Below are 20,606 nucleotides of genomic sequence, written 5' to 3' on the forward strand. Positions count from 1 at the left end.
TACGATACATTTCTGACATCGGAGTTTGCCGATTTGGAATGCGAAGCATCGGCAAAATTGCGTTGCTGGGCACGTATGCGTGAACAGTAACAAATAATCACAGGGTACATAGTTAAGGAGGAACATCACAATGGCATTATTTGAATCATACGAGAGACGAATTGACAAGATCAATTCCGTATTAAATAGCTATGGCATTGCTTCGATCGAAGAAGCTGAGAAGATCACGAAGGATGCCGGACTGGATGTATACGATCAGGTAAAGAAGATCCAGCCAATCTGTTTTGAAAATGCGTGCTGGGCTTACACGGTAGGCGCGGCAATCGCAATCAAGAAAGGCTGCCGCAGAGCTGCCGATGCGGCGGCAGCGATCGGCGAGGGACTGCAGGCATTCTGTATTCCGGGTTCCGTAGCAGATCAGCGTAAAGTAGGTCTGGGACATGGAAACTTAGGTAAGATGCTTCTGGAAGAAGAGACCGACTGCTTCTGCTTCCTGGCAGGTCATGAGTCCTTTGCAGCCGCAGAGGGTGCGATCGGTATCGCAGAGAAAGCAAACAAAGTCCGTAAAAAACCGCTTCGCGTTATCTTAAACGGTCTTGGCAAAGATGCGGCTCAGATCATTTCCCGTATCAACGGCTTTACATATGTAGAGACAGAGATGGATTATTACACAGGCGAAGTGAAAGAACTGTGGAGAAAATCTTACTCCAAGGGACTTCGTGCGAAAGTAAACTGTTATGGTGCAAATGACGTTACCGAGGGTGTAGCGATCATGTGGAAAGAGGGCGTAGACGTTTCCATCACCGGTAACTCCACCAACCCGACCCGTTTCCAGCATCCGGTAGCAGGTACATATAAGAAGGAATGCGTAGAGAAAGGCAAGAAATACTTCTCCGTAGCATCCGGCGGCGGTACGGGACGTACCCTTCACCCGGATAACATGGCAGCAGGTCCGGCTTCTTACGGTATGACTGATACCATGGGACGTATGCACTCCGATGCACAGTTCGCAGGATCTTCCTCCGTACCGGCTCACGTAGAGATGATGGGTCTGATCGGTATGGGTAATAACCCGATGGTTGGCGCTACTGTGGCGGTTGCAGTTTCGATTGAGGAAGCAGCTACAGCTGGAAAATTCTAAAAAATATTGATTTTTCAAGGGTTTTAAGGGTGGTTAGATGTGGTAAAAAGCAGTAAAAAGTACATCATTTGTTAATTACTTGTTAACTATTTGTTAACCATACTTGTTAACCTAAGAAGAGTGGGAAAAGGGGTCGATTTCGATCCCTTTTCTCGTGAGAGCGTTTGGTTCCTTTTATGATGTATTGTAATCCTAGTTACTGTTCACGGGTAGGCACTTTTGGAACCGAAAGTGCCGTAAGAAAACGTGGTGGCAGCAGGAATTTGCCGTATTTAAATGCGAAGCCACGGCAAATTCCGTTACTGGGCACGTATGCGTGAACAGTAACTAATCCTACATATTTTATATGGTTCCGAGGAAGCGTAGCTTGTACCTTTCCTAAGAACATGGTATCATAAAACCAGTATATGGATGAAACTGCTTTTATCAGGGCAGTTTCGAAGAAAAGGGGAAACGATATAATGTATAAGGATGATACGATTCTGGTTGTAGGTCAGGCGAAACCGAGCAAGGAGGACGCGATTTACAGCCTGCACGGCGAGTTTTATGTGAGTTTTGTAGTAGAACGGGCGACGGGAAAGATTCTTGATCTGGAGTGCAATACGATTTTGTCGGTGACGCGCAATTTTGTTGTGTCGATGCTGCTTGGAAAGAGTTTGAAAACGGATTTGGACGAGATGCAGCAGAGTATCCGGGAAAGGTATTTTGCACTGACTCAGAAGCCGCTCATTGCCTGTCTGAAGGACGCACATAACCGTTATATGATGGTGACAGGGCAGAAGTGATGTGGGTATTGGCGGTGTGCTTGTATAAACTATAAAGGCACGGTGCTGATAAAACGATTGGCAGAGAATTAACAGAATAAAGATGGCAGCTCATCAGCAGAAATTGATGGGCTGCCATTTTGGTTATCATAGAAACGTATTCTACAACATTATTCTTTTCCGTTCCAGCAATACGTACACAGCTTGCACGGTTCCAGACCAATCGACTCGATTAAATCGTCGAGGCGGTGGAACTGCAGGGAGGTAAAGTTTAAGCGTTTACGGATTTCTTCGACCATTTCCTTATAATTCTGGCTGTCTGGGTTTGCATAATCATCCAGAAGCTCCGGGGAAACATTGTCGCCCTCACGGTCGCGGATGATGCGGCGTGTGATGAGGTCCAGCTCGGAATTGGAGCGGGAGAAGTTCAGATATTTACATCCAAACAGCAGCGGCGGACAAGCCGGACGGATATGTACTGCTTTGGCACCGCTCTGATACAGAAATTCGGTTGTTTCGCCGAGCTGGGTGCCGCGGACGATGGAATCGTCGATTAAGAGCAGACTCTTGTCGCGGATCAGGGCGTCTACCGGGATCAGCTTCATACGTGCGATCAGGTTTCTCTGGCTCTGGGTGGTCGGCATGAAGGAACGCGGCCAGGTTGGGGTATATTTAATGAATGGACGGGCAAATGGAATGCCGGATTCATTGGCGTAGCCGACTGCATGCGCGATACCGGAATCGGGGATTCCGGCTACCAGATCGGCGTCGGACTGATCGCGTTTGGCAAGCATACGACCGCAGTGGTACCGCATTTCCTCGACGTTGATTCCTTCGTAGCAGGAGGTCGGATAACCGTAGTAAACCCACAAGAAAGAACAGATTTTCATTTCCTTGCGAGCCGGGCTGAGTACCTCTACGCCGTCGGCGTTCATGCGGACGATCTCGCCCGGTCCCAGTTCTTTGTAGTCCGTGTATCCAAGGTTGATGTATGCAAAGCTTTCAAAGGAAACACAGAACGCACCATCTTTGCGTCCGATGATCGCCGGGGTACGTCCGAGGCGGTCACGGGAGATATAGATGCCCTCCGGGGTCAGCAGGAGAATGGTCATGGAACCCTTGATTTTTTCCTGTGCCAGTTTCAGACCTTCAACAAGGGAATCTGCCTGACTGATGATGGCGCCGACCAGCTCGGTTGCATTGATCTTGCCGCCGCTCATTTCCATGAAATGAATATGCCCGTTCTTAAATGCTTCCTGAATCAGCTCTTTTTCATTATTGATCTTGCCGACTGTGGTAATGGCATAGCTTCCTAAGTGCGACTGAATTAACAGAGGCTGCGGTTCCATATCTGAGATACAGCCGATGCCCATGTTACCCTGCATTTCATCGACATCGTGCTCAAATTTTGTACGGAACGGGGAATTCTCGATATTGTGGATAGAACGGCTGAAACCGTTTTCTCCATAAACCGCCATACCACCGCGTCGTGTTCCCAGATGGGAATGATAGTCCGTACCAAAAAAAAGATCCAGTGTACAGTTTGTTTTTGATGTGACACCAAAAAATCCGCCCATTTGTTACTTCCTTTCAACTCTTTTGTCAATAAACTCCATGTGTTACGTTGCACGCGTTGTGATGCGTAACGACATCATTTTTATCATAGCATATATTAGGTGTATTACACAATATGAAATATTTATTAAAAATACTTATGAATATTCTTTGGAGCTGTTTACAGGCAGGCACATTTGGGATCGAAAGCGTCATAAGAGAACGTGGAGGTAGCAGGAATTTGCCGTATTTAAATGCGAAACCACGTCAAATTCCGTTACCGGGCACGTATGCGTGAACACTAACCTTGTCAGAAAAATGTAAGAAGTAAAATGGGACGAAGTGTTCTTAATAAAGGAAGAGTGTGATATAATAAAACCATTGTACGTGAGTATGTCACATGGTCGGCTGTTCCGGATTGCATCGGAATGGCAGAAGAAAAAGAAAACAATTTGGAGGGTTTGGAGCGGTATGAGAAAAACATGGAAAATGAGAGCAGCAGCACTGTTACTTACGGCGGTCTGTACGGTAGGGGCGTCGTTTGCGGCGTATGCGGATGATGTGCCGTCCGGACCGGCATCGGATATGGAGCTGATTCAGAGGCGGGAGCAGGCGTCCGGTTCCCAGAATGAGGCGGGGGATGCACAGACGGCTGCTGGCAGCGAGAATCATGCTGGCGCAGCGGAAGGACAGCAGACAACAGAGAACCAGGAGACAGGAAATAACGGACAGACTGCTTCTGAGACACAGGGAACGGAGCAGGGGGACAGCCAGGTTCCGGATGGAATGGTAGCCAGCGGCGGTCGTTATATCGATCCGAATGCACCGATGGTGGCACTGACCTTTGATGATGGTCCGTATGCCCCGGTTGGAAACCGCATCATGGATTGCGCGGAACAGTACGGCGGCCGTGTGACCTTTTATGTGGTCGGAAACCGTGTGAATTCCTATAAGAGTGAGATTCAGCGGATGTATGCCAATGGGCATGAGATTGGAAATCACACGCAGGATCACAAGTATCTCCAGAAGTTAGGCGCACAGGAGATTCGTCAGCAGGTGGAGGCCTGCAATCAGGCGGTTGCCGCGATCACAGGCGAGGCACCGAAAACAGTCCGTCTTCCGGGCGGTGGAAAAAACAGCACTGTGCTTGCCAATATCAGCCAGCCGATCGTACTCTGGGATGTGGATACGCTGGACTGGAAGACGCGCAATGCGGCTTCATCGGTGCAGACCGTGTTAAACCAGGTAAAAGATGGCTCGGTGGTTCTGATGCATGAGCTTTACAATGCTTCCGGTGATGCGGCAGTCACGATCATTCCGGCGCTTGTGGAGCGTGGCTATCAGCTGGTGACGGTCAGTGAGCTGGCGCAGTTCCGCGGTGGACTGGCAGGCGGAACCGTCTATTACAGCTTCCACAAATAAGAGGCTGCATTCACATACGGCGAAAGCCCCCATATTCTAACAGTAAGGGAAGAATATGGGGGCTTTTTCCTGTGAACCGGGCGAGAGAATGGATTCATTGCAATGAGGCGTACAGACGAGGACTGACAGGAAAAGGCGTCGGGGTGGCGATCCTGGACACAGGGGTATTTCTGCATCCGGATTTGGAAAATTGCGTTTACGGATTTCGGGATTTCCTTAAGAAAAAGCAGCAGCCGTATGATGACAATGGGCATGGAACGCATGTGGCAGGGATGATTGCCGGCAGCGGCACGGCGTCGGCGGGACGCTATCAGGGTGTGGCGCCGGGGGCGCAGCTGGTCTGCCTGAAAGTGCTGGATCAGAGGGGAAATGGGTATGTATCGGATGTGCTGGCAGGGCTTCGCTGGGTGCGCCAGAATGGCAGCCAGTACGGGATCCGGATTATCAATATATCGGTTGGCTCCTTTACACCGAAGGGAATGAGCGAGGATTCGGCGCTGGTGCGCGGTGTCGATGCGGCGTGGGATGCCGGGTATGTGGTCGTGGTGGCAGCGGGAAATAATGGTCCAGCCGCGCACACGATCACAACGCCGGGGATCAGCCGGAAGGTCATCACGGTGGGATGTGCGGATGATGACCGGGAGGTAGAGGTGGCAGGCAGCCGGATGGTGGACTATTCGGGGCGGGGGCCGACGGACGCCTGCATCTGCAAGCCGGACATTGTGGCGCCTGGATCACGGATTGTGAGCTGTAACCTGCGGCGGAACGGGTACCGTTTTAAAAGCGGGACGTCCATGTCTACGCCGCTTGTCGCGGGGGCGGCGGCGCTTCTGCTGGAGCAGAACCCGGACATGACGAACCGGGATGTGAAGCTTCGCTTTAAAGAGCGGGCAGTGGATCTGGGGCTGCCGCGCAACCAGCAGGGCTGGGGGGCGCTGGATATCGGGCGTCTGTTAGAGTAGAAGCGGGGCGGTGCCAGATGACGTGTACAGGCAGGCATTTTTGCAACGGAAGGTTTTGTGTGAACAGTAATGGTGGCAGCGTAACTGTTCACAGGTAGGAATTTCCTGAACTGAAAATTCCGTACGACACAGTTCGGGTAGCAGCTTTTCTCGGCAAAATAATAGACAGAACCAGCCGGAAAATGATATAATTGTAGATACTTTGAATCGCAGAATCAGGTTATAGATCCGGCAGCATCCTGCAGTGCGTCCGGGGGAAAACCAAAAGAAAACAGTTGACATTTACAGCCGGATCCGCTATGATAGAGCTAAGTTTAGAACGTTTGTTCGTGATTGGCCGCGGAGCGGCGCTTTGGAGGGAAAGATGAATAAAGAAGACAAGCTGAAAGCATTGGATGCTGCGTTGACACAGATTGAGAAAGCATACGGAAAAGGCTCGGTGATGAAGCTGGGTGATTCTGGTGCGAATATGAATATAGAGACGATTCCGACCGGCTCCCTGAGCCTGGATATTGCACTGGGACTGGGCGGTGTTCCGAAGGGACGAATCATCGAGGTATACGGACCGGAGTCCAGTGGTAAGACGACGGTTGCCCTGCATATGGTGGCAGAAGTACAGAAGAGAGGCGGTATCGCTGGATTTATCGATGCAGAGCATGCACTCGATCCGGCATATGCGAAGAAGATCGGTGTTGATATCGATAATCTGTATATCTCCCAGCCGGACAACGGCGAGCAGGCGCTTGAGATTACCGAGACGATGGTGCGCTCCGGTGCGATCGATATCGTGATTGTGGACTCGGTTGCCGCACTGGTTCCGAAGGCAGAGATTGACGGTGAGATGGGTGATTCCCACGTAGGTCTGCAGGCACGTCTGATGTCGCAGGCACTCAGAAAGCTGACCGCAGCAATCAGCCGTTCAAATTGTATCGTTATCTTTATCAACCAGCTGCGTGAGAAGGTTGGTATCATGTTCGGAAACCCGGAGGTTACGACCGGTGGACGGGCACTCAAGTTCTATTCTTCTGTCCGCATGGATGTCCGCCGGATTGAGTCTCTGAAGCAGGGCGGCGAAGTGATTGGAAACCGTGTCCGCATCAAGGTTGTGAAGAACAAGATTGCTCCGCCATTCCGTGAGGCAGAGTTTGATATCATGTTCGGAAAAGGTATTTCCCGTGAGGGCGATATCCTGGATCTGGCGGCGAAGGAGAACATCGTGGAGAAGAGCGGCGCCTGGTATGCTTATGAGGGCAGCAAGATCGGTCAGGGACGCGAGAACGCGAAGAATTTCCTGGCAGCAAATCCGGAAATCTGCCTTGAGATTGAGAACAAGGTACGTGTCAAATACGGACTTTCCGAAGACACGATGATGCCGGAGGCGTCCAAGGAAGCACCGACGGAGCTTCCGCCGGTAGGAGTGGACGCAGAGGACGAAAAATAGAGTAAAATCCTGTTACAGGGCACATATGTGTGAACAGTAACAGGAAAAGTTACAGCTGGCAACGTGTGAACTGTAGCTATGAAAAGGGGCTGTATATGCGGATTGAACGCGTAGAATCCCTGGATAAGAGAAAGTGCAAAGTTTTCACGGATGAGGACTTTGCCTTTCTTTTATATAATGGGGAATTAGAAAAATACGGTGTCTGTGAGGGCGCGGTTTTGGAAGAAAGAACGGAGAGGGAGCTTTTGGATCTTTTAAGCCGCCGGGCACATGAGCGGGCGCTGAATCTTTTGAAGGTGCAGGACCGGACGGAAGGAGAAATGTGCCGCCGCCTTTTCCAGGACGGGTATCCGGATTCGATCGTGCAGGAGACGATTGGATTTTTGCAGGAATATCATTTTGTGGACGATGCCAGATATGCGGCGAATTACCTGCAGGTTCATGGAACGCGGAAAAGCCAGGCGGAATTGAAGCTTTACCTGCAGCGAAAAGGCATATCGCGCGAGATCATCCGGGAGCAGCTGGAAGAGACAGAACATGATTCGGGCGAGGCAATCCGCGTTTTGCTTGAGAAGAAGCATTACAAGGCGGGAGAGACAGCGCCGGAGGAGGAAAAAAAGATCATTGCCTATCTGATGAGGCGGGGATTTTCATGGGAAGATATCCGGAGAGAGATGAAGGAGCGGGAGGATGCATTTAGTTGACTTTCAGGCGCAGAGTCATTTACCAAAGATGATTTTGAATGGATTTTGTTTCATGACTGTGAACGTGCAAATGTATTATGAAACAGAACAGAACGCTGTCTGAAGGTGTCCCAGGAAGCTGGTTAGGAAGCGCTTATTCTGCTTGACATACTGTATAAAACCGTTTAAAATTATAGTATTGTATTTTCGTACAATGAAAACTAAATAAGGAGGTGCTCCTGTGTCACAAGTAATAATTGCGGTTATCGTTACAGGTGTTATTGTAGCAGCTATTACTTGGGTCGTTGCGAACCAGCATCGCCAGAAGACATATGAGGCGAAGATTGGAAGCGCAGAAGAACGATCCAGGGAAATAATAGATGAAGCATTGAAAATTGCTGAGACAAAGAAGCGAGAAGCTCTCCTTGAAGCGAAGGAAGAGTCGTTAAAGACAAAGAATGAGCTTGAGAAAGAAACAAAGGAAAGAAGAGCTGAGCTTCAGCGCTATGAAAGACGTGTACTGAGCAAAGAAGAAAACCTGGACAAAAAAGCAGAAGCGATGGAAAAGCGTGAAGCGGGTATGAATGTCAAGGAGGAGGCACTCAAGAGAAAGACTGCGGAGGCAGAGGCTCTCTATGAGAAAGGTATGCTGGAACTGGAGAAGATCTCCGGTTTAACCTCTGAACAGGCAAAGGAATATCTGCTGCGTTCCGTGGAAGAAGATGTAAAGCATGATACGGCGAAGCTGATCAAAGATCTCGAGGCGAAAGCGAAAGAGGAAGCAGAGAAGAAAGCCAAGGATTATGTGGTGACAGCGATTCAGCGCTGTGCTGCGGATCATGTGGCTGAGACAACCGTATCAGTCGTACAGCTTCCGAATGATGAGATGAAGGGACGAATTATCGGACGTGAGGGAAGAAATATTCGTACACTGGAGACTCTGACGGGCGTGGAACTGATCATCGACGATACGCCGGAGGCAGTTGTCCTGTCTGGCTTCGATCCAATCCGGAGAGAGGTAGCGCGTATTGCACTGGAACGTCTGATTGTGGATGGACGGATTCATCCAGCCAGAATCGAAGAGATGGTAGAGAAGGCACAGAAAGAAGTGGAAAACATGATGCGCGAGGAGGGCGAAGCGGCTCTTCTGGAAGTTGGCATTCATGGTATCCATCCGGAACTTGTCAAACTACTTGGTAAGATGAAATTCCGGACAAGTTACGGTCAGAATGCATTGAAGCATTCGATTGAGGTTGCACAGTTAGCCGGACTTCTGGCGGCTGAGGTGGGCGTCGATGTACGGACCGCCAAACGTGCAGGTTTATTACATGATATTGGAAAGGCAGTCGATCACGAGCAGGAGGGAACCCACGTAGAACTGGGTGTGGCGCTCTGTAAGAAGTACAAAGAGTCCGCAACCGTTATCAATGCAGTGGAAGCCCATCACGGCGATGTAGAGCCACAGAGCTTGATTGCATGTCTGGTACAGGCAGCTGATACGATTTCAGCGGCACGTCCAGGTGCGAGACGAGAGACTCTGGAAACATATACCAACCGTCTGAAACAGCTGGAGGATATCACGAACTCCTATAAGGGTGTTGATAAATCCTACGCAATTCAGGCAGGTCGTGAGGTGCGTATCATGGTTGTACCGGAACAGGTCAGCGACGATGATATGGTTCTGATGGCGAGAGAGATTTCAAAGCGGATTCAGGAAGAGTTACAGTATCCGGGACAGATCAAGGTCAATGTAATCCGTGAATCGAGAGTTACCGAGTACGCCAAATAAAACCCGGCAGCAGGGCTGCATGGAGTAAACTTGAGCATGAAAATAAAAGTCTTATGGATGAAGATACATTACATTCATAAGACTTTTTTGTTTCATGGGGAATTGCGTCCTATGAAACAAAAAAACGCTCCGCGAGGATGCGCACTCGCGCGAAGAAGAAACATGTCGCAAGCGACCGCGCGAGACGCCCGAATGTGCCAAGGCACATTCTTTACATCTTTTTTGAGAGAGAAAGAAAAACAGAAAAATACAGGTTTTTTTCATGAAGCGGAAAACGGAAACTCTGTTTTTCGGACAGACTGAAAATTTGCATGAGCAGGGTAAAATAAAGGGTCGTGAGCGTGAAGGCAGGCGGAGAAATTTTGCTTGCAAACTGTCCAAAAGACGAGTATTATAGCATGATAGAGTTGAAAAATAGTGATTATTTAGCAGTTTCATGCATTTATTGTGGCGTAATGGTAAGAAGATTGAACCGTTACCAAGATGCTGAATAGAAAGCCAGATGTGGCTGTTGGAAAGAGCAGCTGCAGTCAGACAACAAATGGAGGATCATCCGGCAGGGAAGTGCCGGATGGCAGATGGAGGGAGACAAAGATTATGGCGAAAATTGGTTTTATCGGAATGGGAAATATCGGCTATGCGATCATGCGAAGCCTGCTGAACAAATATAAAACGGAAGATATCACTTTTACGGATCTGAACCGCCGGAGAGTGGCACAGATAGAGAAAGAGACAGGTGTCAAGGCGGTTGACACAAACCAGGATTGTGCGGAAAATGCAAAATATATCGTATTAGCTATAAAACCGCAGTTTTATGACAATGTACTGGCAGATATCAAGGACCATGTAACGAAAGAAAATATTATTATTTCGATTGCACCGGGTATCACGATTGACAGTGTCAACGAGAAGCTGGGCGGTGACCGCCGTATCGTGCGTGCGATGCCGAACACGCCGGCGCTGATCGGCGAGGGTATGACAGGTGTCTGCTACGACAAGAAGCTGTTTGAAGAGACAGAAAAGCAGATGATCAGCAATTTCTTTGAATCTTTTGGTATGATGGAGATCGTTCCGGAATATATGATGAATGCGGTTGTATGTATCAGTTCCAGTGCACCGGCATACATCTATATGTTCATCGAGGCGCTGGCAGATGCGGGCGTTAAGTACGGCATGCCGCGAGATGTGGCTTACCGGATGGCGGCGCAGGGCGTTGTCGGCAGTGCGAAGATGGTACTCGAGACCGGCAAGCATCCGGGCGCGCTCAAAGATGATGTCTGCTCGCCGGGCGGCACGACGATCTATGCGGTCAGCGTCCTGGAGGAGTATGGTTTGCGGAATGCGGTTATCAAGGCATGTGACGCATGCTATGAGAAGTGCATCGACCTGAAATAGTGAAAAAATGTTGAAAAAGAACCCAGAAGGAACCTGGATATAAGGGTGAGAAAATATGGAACAGAAAGTAGAAAAGCAGGCATCGCTGGAGTCCGTGCCGGTCAAACGCCTGAAACGAGAGTTAAAATATCAGGGAACCATCTTGAAAATGTACGAAGATACCGTCGAGGTAAACGGACATCAGGCAAAATGGGATTTTATCCATCATGACGGCGCGGCAGCGGTGCTTCCGGTTACGGAGGATGGAAAGATTCTCATGGTGCGTCAGTACCGCAATGCGCTGGACCGCTATACACTGGAGATTCCGGCTGGTAAGCTGGATTCGCCGGATGAGGCGAAGATTGACTGCGCGTACCGCGAGCTGGAGGAGGAGACGGGCTACCGTTGTGACCATCTGGAATATCTGATGAGCGTCAACACAACGATCGCGTTCTGTGATGAGGCGCTGGATATTTTTCTGGCACGCGATCTCAAGAAAACCCATCAGCATCTTGACCCGGACGAGGAGATTGAGATAGAGGCGTGGGAACTTTCCGACCTTTTGAAACGGATCTACGCAGGAGAACTGACGGATGGAAAGACTGTGTCCGCGATTCTGGCGTATGCCTGCAAAGCAGGACAGAAGTAAAAATAAGGATCAGCGAAGCACTGTAAGCATCTGTGATGAAATAAATATATGGATTAAACGCTGAAAGACGCATGAAGCTAACAGCATATAGAGGCAGATATAAAGGCATATTATAAAAAACACTGAATACAGATAAGGTAACAAAGGAATAGGCAGGGATTGCATGTGAAAAGGAGATTCCGGCTTCCGGCTTTAAGTACCTGGGATGTATCAGTGTTTTTTTGGATCCTTGGGATTGTATTGGGGACGATAGCAGCCGTTTGTTTTCAAATTTCGTCCGGGAGCGGACATGCCGGGCTGGAAAGTGTGCTGGCAGCGAGGCTTGGACAAGAAATTGGAGATCCATCGGGTGCCGGGTGGCATCTAAACGCCGGAATGAAGGCAGCCAGCCGGGGAACTTTGTTTTTTCAGGTCTGGCTGCAGCGGTCAGGGATGGCGCTGATGCTGTGGCTGGCAGGTATGACGCCGGTCGCATGCCTGGCTGCGTGGGGGGCTTGTCTCGTCTTAGGTCTGGAGCAGGCATGGCTGCTGGCAGGATTTACTGGCTGGGGCGGTTTTTGGGGACTGCCTGTATTTGTGGCAACGTTATTTCCACAGGTGGTGTTTTATATTCCTGTGTTCTGGCTGCTTCTTTCCTGGGCGCTTGCAAAGGAGAGGCGGATACGGACGGCTGGATTTTTAATCCTTTTATTGGTGCTGGGGATGGGAACAGCGCTGGAAGTGTGGCTGAATCCTGGTTTTGTATCATTACTGGTCTCACACTGCCCATTTTAATGGGGCTGTCCGAATAAAAATATAATTCAAAATTTACAACATATGGGGGTGGAAAAAGTGGACGCACCATATGTTGTATTTTTATGTAAATCAGTCGAAAAATGTAGGAAAAGTGGGGAAAATTATGTTTGATTTTATGGGAAAATGTAGATATAATGATACCTGCGGACGATAAAAGCCCTGTTTGTGGAGAAGAAGGTAAGTTGCAGATAGGGTGAGAAAACCTCAGGAGAATGGATGGTTCGGATGGAGAAATCGATAGGATTACCGCGGAACGATATTTGTCCTGCAGGCTGGGGGGTTGGCAGAAAATGCCGTGAATAAAAGAATGGCGGAAATGGTTACGAGAATAGATTGGGGAAGTATGAGAGGGGAAGTAGACAGATTTGAACAGTACCTGCGGGAGGTAAAACAGGCATCGGAAAATACCGTACAGTCATATCGGAGAGATCTGATGCAGATGATTACTTATCTGGAGGAGAAAGAGATCCGGGAGGCGGCGAAGGTGACAAAGACCAGCCTGCATGGATATATTCTTCATATGGAAGAGCAGGGAAAGGCGGCTACCACCATTTCACGGATGATGGCGGCGATGAAAGCGTTTTTTAATTATGAATGTATGCAGGCATGCATCCGGCGGAACCCGGCGGAAAGTCTGCATGCGCCGAAAGTGGAGAAAAAGGCGCCGGTGGTCCTGAGTGTCGATCAGGTATCAGCGCTTCTGGCACAGCCATCCGGGCAGACACCGAAGGAGATTCGGGACAAGGCGATGCTGGCTCTTTTATATGCGACCGGAATCCGGGTGTCAGAGCTTATAGGGATCCAGATGGAAGATATCAATATGAACATTGGATTTCTGGTCTGTCGCGACGGGGAGAGGGAGCGGACGATCCCATTTGGACGTTCGGCGAAAGCAGCGCTGGAGGAGTATTTGGAACATGCGAGAAACGAGCTGCTGCGTGGAAAGGGATCGGACTATTTCTTTGTCAACTGTACGGGCGGCGCGATGAGCCGGCAGGGATTCTGGAAGATTATCAAATATTACGGCGAGAAAGCCGGGATTGAGGAAGATATCACGCCGCACACGCTGCGCCATTCCTTTGCGGCGCACCTGATTGCGAGAGGTGCAGACATGCGGGCAGTTCAGACGATTCTTGGACATTCGGATATGGCGACGACGCAGATGTATGCGGCGTACCGGGAAGATTGAAAAATATCATATAAACTATAAAAATAAAGCACCTGTTTTGTGAAAGACTTGACAAAACAGATGCTTTATTATATACTTTAGTGGTTTAAAGCGCAAACGTTTAACGCAGATGAGGAAATGTGAAGGAGAAAGACAATGGAGCAAGTACATTTAAAGTACGGAACGTCGGCGGTCGATTTTGAGATTGACGGTGCGAAGAGTGTAAAATACCTGTATGAAAATAAGATGCGGGTCATTGAAGATATAAAAGCAGAATTTTTGCATTGTGTGACGGATGGTGTGATTGGCACGAAGCCGTTAAAGGAGTTGATTGCACCGACCGATCCGGTTACGATCGTGATCAGTGATATGACGCGTTTCTGGATGCGTCAGGACGTGATTTGCGAGCTTCTGGTAAAATATCTGCACGATGAGATGGGCGTGGGATATGACCAGATTGCGGTTGTGGTTGCACTGGGAACACACCGCAAGAATACGGCGGAGGATCGCAGAAAACTTGCAAGCGAGTTTGTCTACGACCATGTAGCGAGCGTGACTGACCATGACTGCGATGCGCCGGATCTGGTATACATCGGTACGACGTCCTTTGGAACGCGTGTATCGGTCAATCCGCTGGCAGTCGGCAGAAAGGTCATCTGCATCGGCGGTACGGTGCACCATCTGATGGCAGGCTACGGCGGCGGAAGAAAGAGCATCGTTCCAGGTATTGCTTCCCGTGAGACGATCCGCATGAACCATGAGCGTGCGCTGGATCCGGAGAAACCGATGACGGATGTGCGTGTCGGTAGCGGTCTGGTGGAGAACAACCCGATCAACCTGGATATGCGAGAGGCAGGTGCCATGGTACATGTTACGTTCGGTATCAATATCGTGGTAGATACGTCTTCCCGCCACAGCGGTTTATTCTGTGGTGAGTTTGACAAGGCATGGCAGGCAAGCTGCAGTTATGTACAGAAGGGATACGGACTGCCGATCGACTATCAGGCAGATGTCGTAATTGCAAGCTGCGGCGGTTTCCCGAAGGATCTGAATTTTTATCAGTCCACCAAGACGCTGTTTAACGCATCGAGAGCGGTCAAAGAGGGCGGTACACTCATTATGCTGGCGGAATGCCCGGAGGGAAGCGGTTCCAGGGATTTCTTCGATTGGATTAAGCCTCTCTCTAAGGGATGCCTGGATGAGGCACTGCGTGCGTCTTTCACCATCGGCGGCTATATTTTCTACGCAGCCTGCGAGTCCATCCGTCGTTCGAAGACGCTGCTTCTGTCTTCCATGGAGCCGGAGCTGGTTCGGGATATGGGCGTAAGATCGTTTAAAGATATGAAGGATCTGCTGGCAGAGGTAGACTTTAACGGAAAAGATGTATATGTAATTCCGTACGGCGGAAGCGTGCTCCCGCAGACAAAGGAAGCCTACGAGCGTATTTGCCGCGAGGCAGAGGAAAATGGAGGCGCGAAGTAATGAATATTCCGCTGCTAATTGTTATTTTATATGTGCTTCTGCTGTTTGGCATCAGTATCTATGTGTCTTACAGCCAGAAAAAGGATTCAGAGAACTTTCTTTTATATAAAGGAAAAAATAATGCGTTTGTCGTGGCAGCTAGTATCGCGGGTCTGGCGATCGGCGGCGCTTCGACGATCGGTATCGCGGAGAACGCCTTTACCGTGGGGCTGTCGGCAGGCTGGTATGATACAGCATGGGCGATCGGCGCGGTTGTTTCTTCTATGCTGGCAGTCCGTTACCCGCGTAGAAGCCAGTACACGACCATCAGCGGTCTTGTAAGGGACCTCTATGGCACAAAGACGAAAATAGAAGAGCCCAAAATAGAAGAGTTTAAAGTAAAAAAGAACGTCAAATCCAAGCGAAAAACTTAGAATTTGACGTCCTTTTTGCATATTTATATTCGATTCGATGCTACTCAACCGTCCCGGCGTCTTTGATATAGGAAATGAAACTCTTCTTGATCGAGGTCACGATTTCTTTGCATTTTGCATATTCTTCGCTGTCGCTGGCATACTGCTCGTCGTAGTGCGGATCCAGAATGAAGATCTTGTTGCCGCAGAAGCCTAAGATGGTGCAGCCGTTTAAATCGCGGTAATGTGTGTCCTCAAATGCGAGAATGCGGAAGAGAAGTCCGCCTCCGTTGGCTTCATAGGCTGTTTTTTCATATACCTCGTAGGAATCCCCGTTCGGAACCATGATGAGTCTCGAAAATGACTGGGATGGAAGTTTGAATGAAAAATCGTCGGTAATTACTTTGGAGCCGGTCAGCTCGATGGAGAGGTTGTCCGGGTCCTCCTGAGAAAAACTCACAACCTGTGCGGAATAATCAGCTGCATAAGACGGCGTCACGTAGAGAGCTGCAGCCAGAGCCGCGCAGAGGAATAATTTTGATTTCATCCTGAGATCTCCTTTTAGTCTGTCTTTTTGTTCCCCTATATAGAAGATAGGCTATGGAATCCACAGCCTATCTTAAACTCCATATAAATTTATTATAGCACAGACGTCTTTAAAAGTCAGCTGGAAATTTTATCCAAAATCAATCCAAAATCATCCAATTCTTGACTCCTTTTTTCTTTCTGGCAGGTTCTTCTGTGCGGTGGAAAGCATCAGTTTGATACGGTTCAGCTGATTGACTTCGCTGGCCCCCGGATCGTAGTCTACGGCGATGATATTCGCCTCCGGATGGCTGGCGCGCAGTCCTTTGATGACGCCTTTTCCGACGATGTGGTTCGGCAGGCAGCCGAACGGCTGGGTGCAGATGATGTTCGTCGTGCCGCTGTGAATCAATTCCAGCATCTCACCAGTCAGGAACCATCCCTCGCCGGTCTGATTGCCGAGGGAAACGTAATGCTTCGCCATCGACGCCAGATCCTGAATCCGTGCAGGCGGAAGGAAATGTGTGCTGCGTTCCAGTTCGCGGCGGCAGGTGCGGCGGAAATACTCCAGCAGGGAGATTCCCATGTTGCACAGGTGTGCGGTGGAACGTTTGCCGCCCAGATTGTCGGCTTTGAAGTTGCTGTTGTAGAAGCAGTAAAGCAGGAAATCAAGCAGATCCGGCATTACAGCCTCGGCACCCTCGGCTTCCAGAAGCTCTACCACGTGGTTGTTTGCTAACGGGGAGAATTTTACCAGGATCTCGCCGACAATGCCAACCCTCGGTTTCTGGACATCGCGTCTCGGAAGTTCGTCGAAGTCATGGATAATACCGCGGATGTTGCGGTTAAACTCTGCCATGGATAAAGAGTGTTTCTGCAGCGATTTGATGCAGATTGCTTTCCATTTCTCATGCAGGGCATTGGCGGAACCGGCTTTTGCCTCGTATGGGCGGGTCGCATAGAGAACCCGCATGAAGAGGTCACCGTAGACAACCGCCTGCATTGCCTTGGTGAGAAGCGGCAGGGTAATCTTGAAGCCCGGATTCGTCTCCATGCCGTTGGCATTTAACGAGATAACCGGAATCTGCGGCATACCGGCGCGCTCTAAGGCACGGCGGATAAAGCCGATATAGTTGGAAGCACGGCAGCCGCCGCCGGTCTGGCTCATGATAACAGCTGTATGCTCTAAGTCGTATTTGCCGGAGAGCAGCGCATCCATGATCTGACCAACCACGATCAGGGACGGGTAGCAGGCGTCGTTGTTGACGTACTTAAGTCCTGTGTCGATAGCGGTACGGTCGGAGTTCTGCAGCACCTCCAGGTTGTAACCACAGCTTCGAACTGCCGGTTCGATGAGGTCGAAATGGATCGGCGACATCTGCGGGCAGAGGATTGTGTAGTTTTTCTTCATTTCCTTCGTGAAATAAACACGGCTGTATGCGCTGGAAACGATCGGTTTATGGTAGTGGCGCATCTCGCGCACACGAATTGCGGCGATCAGGGAGCGCACACGGATACGTGCGGCGCCGAGGTTGTTGACCTCGTCGATCTTGAGCAGCGTATAAATTTTGCCAGAGCGGGTCAGAATATCATTGACCTGATCAGTAGTAACTGCATCCAGACCGCATCCGAAGGAGTTGAGCTGGATCAGATCCAGGTTTGGCTGTGTCTTCACATAGGAAGCTGCCTCGTAGAGGCGGGAGTGGTACATCCACTGGTCGGTGACGATCAGCGGACGGTCAACGCGTCCTAAATGGGAGACGGAGTCCTCGGTCAGCACGGCAAAACCGTAGGAAGTGATGAGTTCCGGAATACCATGGTTGATCTCCGGATCTACATGGTACGGTCGGCCTGCCAGCACGATGCCGTGGTGTCCGGTTTCTTTTAACCAGGTGATGACCTCCTCGCCCTTCTTTTCCATATCCTGACGGGAGGCGATGAGTTCCTGCCATGCCTTGTGAGCGGCGGCGCGGATCTCTTTCTCCGGGATCGACTGATCCCTGGTAAATTCTTCGACCAGACGTTTTGTCAGGATTTCCTCATTTGTAAATGCCATAAACGGATTCCGGAAATGTACCTTGTGATCCGTCAGGGATTCTACGTTGTTTTTGATGTTTTCCGCGTAGGATGTGACCATCGGGCAGTTGTAGTGATTTCCCGCTTCCGGGGTTTCGTTGCGCTCGTAAGGAACGCACGGATAGAAAATGTAGGTCAGTCCCTGGCGGATCAGCCATTCGATATGACCGTGCGCGAGTTTTGCCGGGTAGCACTCGGATTCGCTCGGGATTGATTCAATACCAAGTTCGTAGATCTGTCTTGTCGATTTCGGGGACAGAACGGTGCGGTACCCCAGTTCCCTGAAGAAGACTGCCCAGAACGGGTAGTTTTCATACATATTCAGGACACGTGGGATGCCGACGGTACCGCGCGGCGCCAGATCGGCGGTCAGCGGTTCATAATCGAACATACGGTGGTATTTATAGTCGAATAAGTTCGGAATGTCTTTTTTCTGTTTGTTGCCGCCCAGTCCGCGCTCACAGCGGTTTCCGGTCACGAACTGACGTCCGCCATCGAAACGGTTGATCGTCAGGACGCAGTGGTTTGTACAACCCTGGCAGCGCGCCATCGTCGTCTTGTAGGTCAGGCTTAAGATCTTGTCGATCGGCAGCATCGTGGTCGTCTTGGAAGCATCGTAGCGCTCACGGGCAATCAGAGCCGCGCCGTAGGCACCCATGATACCGGCAATGTCCGGGCGGACTGCCTCACAGCCGGAGATCTTCTCAAAACTGCGGAGAACCGCATCGTTGTAGAAGGTACCGCCCTGTACGACCACGTGTTTTCCGAGATCGGAGGCGTTGGTAATCTTGATAACCTTAAACAGGGCGTTTTTGATGACGGAGTAAGCCAGTCCGGCAGAAATATCTGCGACGGAAGCGCCCTCTTTCTGCGCCTGTTTGACGTTAGAGTTCATGAAAACAGTACAGCGGGTACCGAGGTCGGTCGGATTTTTGGCAAAGAGTGCCTCCTTGGCAAAATCCTGTACGCTGTAATTTAAGGATTTAGCAAATGTCTCGATAAAGGAGCCGCAGCCGGACGAACAAGCTTCGTTGAGCTGTACGCTGTCTACGGTGCCGTCCTTGATCTTGATGCATTTCATATCCTGACCGCCGATATCAAGGATGCAGTCTACATCCGGCTCAAATGCCGCCGCTGCGTAGTAGTGGGAGATCGTCTCGACCTCGCCCTCATCCAGCATCAGGGCAGATTTTAAGAGCGCTTCACCGTAACCGGTGGAGCAGGAATAAGCGATCTGTGCTTTCTCAGGAAGCTGGTCGTGGATCTCCTGCATCGCGCGGATCGCCGTCGCCAGCGGGCTGCCGTTGTTGTTGCTGTAGAAGCGGTATAGAAGAGAGCCGTCCTCGCCGACAAGCGCCACCTTGGTTGTGGTGGAACCGGCGTCAATGCCGAGGTAGCAGTTGCCTTCGTAGGTCGCTAAATCACCTTTTTTGACGTCATGACTTGCATGGCGGGTTCTGAATTTTTCATAGTCAGCTTCATCAGTAAAGAGGGGTTCCATCCGCTTTACCTCGAAATCCATCTTGATGCCGTGGGAAAGCCGTTCGATCAGATCGTGCAGGCTGGCAGTCGTCTTCGGATCAGAGTTCATCGCCGCGCCGATCGCCGCAAACAGATGCGAGTGATCCGGGGCAATGATCTGGTCCGTCCCCAGATTCAGGGTGCGGATAAATGCCGCGCGCAGCTCCGAGAGGAAATGAAGCGGTCCACCGAGAAACGCAACATTGCCGCGGATCGGCTTGCCGCATGCCAGACCGCTGATGGTCTGATTGACAACCGCCTGGAAAATGGAGGCGGACAGATCCTCTTTGGTTGCGCCCTCATTGATGAGGGGCTGGATATCCGTCTTGGCGAAAACGCCGCAACGCGCCGCGATCGGATAGATTGCCTTGTAATTTTTCGCATACTCATTAAGACCGGATGCGTCCGTCTGAAGCAGCGAAGCCATCTGGTCAATAAAAGAGCCGGTACCTCCGGCGCAGATTCCGTTCATACGCTGGTCAATGCCGCCGGTAAAATAAATAATTTTCGCATCCTCGCCGCCAAGCTCGATGGCAACGTCGGTCTGCGGGGCATAATCCTTCAGGGATGTGGCAACCGCTACAACCTCCTGGACAAATGGAATGCCCAGATGCTTAGAAAGTGTTAAACCGCCGGAACCAGTGATGACCGGCTCGACGGTCAGTGCGCCAAGTTTCTCTTCACCCTCACGGAGCAGGTCCGCGAGCGTCTCCTGTATGTTTGCAAAATGACGTTTATAATCGGCGAAAAGAAGCTTACCGCCGTCTTCAATAATAGATACTTTAACCGTTGTGGAACCGATGTCGATTCCTAATTTTTTACAGGAATTCATGTACAATCGGGGCAGTGCCCCTTCCCTCCTTTGTAT

General features: G+C 50.2%; 16 protein-coding genes. 13 read left to right on the top strand and 3 right to left on the bottom strand.

What is annotated here, in order from left to right; genetic code table 11:
* Window positions 1-130: 130 nt before the first annotated feature.
* On the top strand, window positions 131-1,141 hold the full coding sequence (locus tag DXD12_RS00270; protein WP_107000346.1) for a GGGtGRT protein: 1,011 nt from the start codon (window positions 131-133) through the stop codon (window positions 1,139-1,141).
* Between the two features lie 461 nt (window positions 1,142-1,602).
* Window positions 1,603-1,926 (top strand): DUF3870 domain-containing protein, encoded by a 324-nt coding sequence (locus tag DXD12_RS00275; protein WP_022359681.1) that lies wholly within the window; start codon window positions 1,603-1,605, stop codon window positions 1,924-1,926.
* A gap of 149 nt (window positions 1,927-2,075) precedes the next feature.
* On the opposite strand, the gene DXD12_RS00280 is transcribed toward DXD12_RS00275, so the two are convergent.
* Window positions 2,076-3,482 (bottom strand): amidophosphoribosyltransferase, encoded by a 1,407-nt coding sequence (locus tag DXD12_RS00280; protein WP_117796354.1) that lies wholly within the window; start codon window positions 3,480-3,482, stop codon window positions 2,076-2,078.
* A 448-nt stretch (window positions 3,483-3,930) separates the two neighbouring features.
* Here DXD12_RS00280 and DXD12_RS00285 point away from each other — a divergent pair, with 448 nt between their 5' ends.
* The 11 genes from DXD12_RS00285 (at window position 3,931) to DXD12_RS00340 (ending at window position 15,637) form a co-directional block, all read left to right on the top strand.
* Entirely contained in the window at window positions 3,931-4,881 is a 951-nt protein-coding gene (locus tag DXD12_RS00285; protein ID WP_117796355.1) for a polysaccharide deacetylase family protein, read from the top strand.
* Window positions 4,882-4,952: 71 nt separating this feature from the next.
* Window positions 4,953-5,843, top strand: a complete 891-nt coding sequence (locus tag DXD12_RS00290; RefSeq protein ID WP_022359678.1) for a S8 family peptidase — start codon at window positions 4,953-4,955, stop codon at window positions 5,841-5,843.
* A 364-nt stretch (window positions 5,844-6,207) separates the two neighbouring features.
* On the top strand, window positions 6,208-7,284 hold the full coding sequence (gene recA / locus DXD12_RS00295; protein ID WP_022359677.1) for a recombinase RecA: 1,077 nt from the start codon (window positions 6,208-6,210) through the stop codon (window positions 7,282-7,284).
* A gap of 95 nt (window positions 7,285-7,379) precedes the next feature.
* Complete coding sequence (locus DXD12_RS00300) at window positions 7,380-7,988, top strand: regulatory protein RecX (RefSeq protein WP_118482367.1); 609 nt, start codon at window positions 7,380-7,382, stop codon at window positions 7,986-7,988.
* 220 nt (window positions 7,989-8,208) lie between these two features.
* A complete protein-coding gene (gene rny, locus DXD12_RS00305) occupies window positions 8,209-9,756 on the top strand; it encodes a ribonuclease Y (RefSeq protein WP_107000340.1) in 1,548 nt (515 codons plus the stop codon).
* A 597-nt stretch (window positions 9,757-10,353) separates the two neighbouring features.
* Window positions 10,354-11,151, top strand: a complete 798-nt coding sequence (gene proC, locus DXD12_RS00315) for a pyrroline-5-carboxylate reductase (protein WP_022359673.1) — start codon at window positions 10,354-10,356, stop codon at window positions 11,149-11,151.
* Window positions 11,152-11,206: 55 nt separating this feature from the next.
* Window positions 11,207-11,779: an NUDIX hydrolase gene (locus DXD12_RS00320; RefSeq protein WP_118293596.1), complete on the top strand. Its 573-nt coding sequence runs from the start codon at window positions 11,207-11,209 to the stop codon at window positions 11,777-11,779.
* A gap of 213 nt (window positions 11,780-11,992) precedes the next feature.
* Window positions 11,993-12,553 (top strand): hypothetical protein, encoded by a 561-nt coding sequence (locus DXD12_RS00325; protein ID WP_147352797.1) that lies wholly within the window; start codon window positions 11,993-11,995, stop codon window positions 12,551-12,553.
* A gap of 364 nt (window positions 12,554-12,917) precedes the next feature.
* Complete coding sequence (xerA, locus tag DXD12_RS00330; RefSeq protein ID WP_118468091.1) at window positions 12,918-13,763, top strand: site-specific tyrosine recombinase/integron integrase; 846 nt, start codon at window positions 12,918-12,920, stop codon at window positions 13,761-13,763.
* A 135-nt stretch (window positions 13,764-13,898) separates the two neighbouring features.
* On the top strand, window positions 13,899-15,224 hold the full coding sequence (larA, locus tag DXD12_RS00335; protein WP_118491860.1) for a nickel-dependent lactate racemase: 1,326 nt from the start codon (window positions 13,899-13,901) through the stop codon (window positions 15,222-15,224).
* Window positions 15,224-15,637, top strand: coding sequence for a hypothetical protein (locus tag DXD12_RS00340; protein ID WP_243105318.1), 414 nt, complete (start codon window positions 15,224-15,226; stop codon window positions 15,635-15,637). Before larA ends, DXD12_RS00340 begins: the two co-directional genes overlap by 1 nt.
* Before the next feature lie 40 nt (window positions 15,638-15,677).
* Here DXD12_RS00340 and DXD12_RS00345 read toward each other — a convergent pair whose 3' ends face one another.
* Together DXD12_RS00345 and DXD12_RS00350 are read right to left on the bottom strand one after the other, a co-directional pair.
* Window positions 15,678-16,163: a hypothetical protein gene (locus DXD12_RS00345; RefSeq protein WP_118636945.1), complete on the bottom strand. Its 486-nt coding sequence runs from the start codon at window positions 16,161-16,163 to the stop codon at window positions 15,678-15,680.
* A 150-nt stretch (window positions 16,164-16,313) separates the two neighbouring features.
* Window positions 16,314-20,570 (bottom strand): 2-hydroxyacyl-CoA dehydratase, encoded by a 4,257-nt coding sequence (locus DXD12_RS00350; RefSeq protein ID WP_118636947.1) that lies wholly within the window; start codon window positions 20,568-20,570, stop codon window positions 16,314-16,316.
* Between the last annotated feature and the right edge of the window lie 36 nt (window positions 20,571-20,606).

The sequence above is a fragment of the Clostridium sp. TF11-13AC genome (assembly GCF_003481065.1).
Taxonomy (GTDB): Bacteria; Bacillota; Clostridia; order Lachnospirales; family Lachnospiraceae; genus Otoolea; species Otoolea fessa.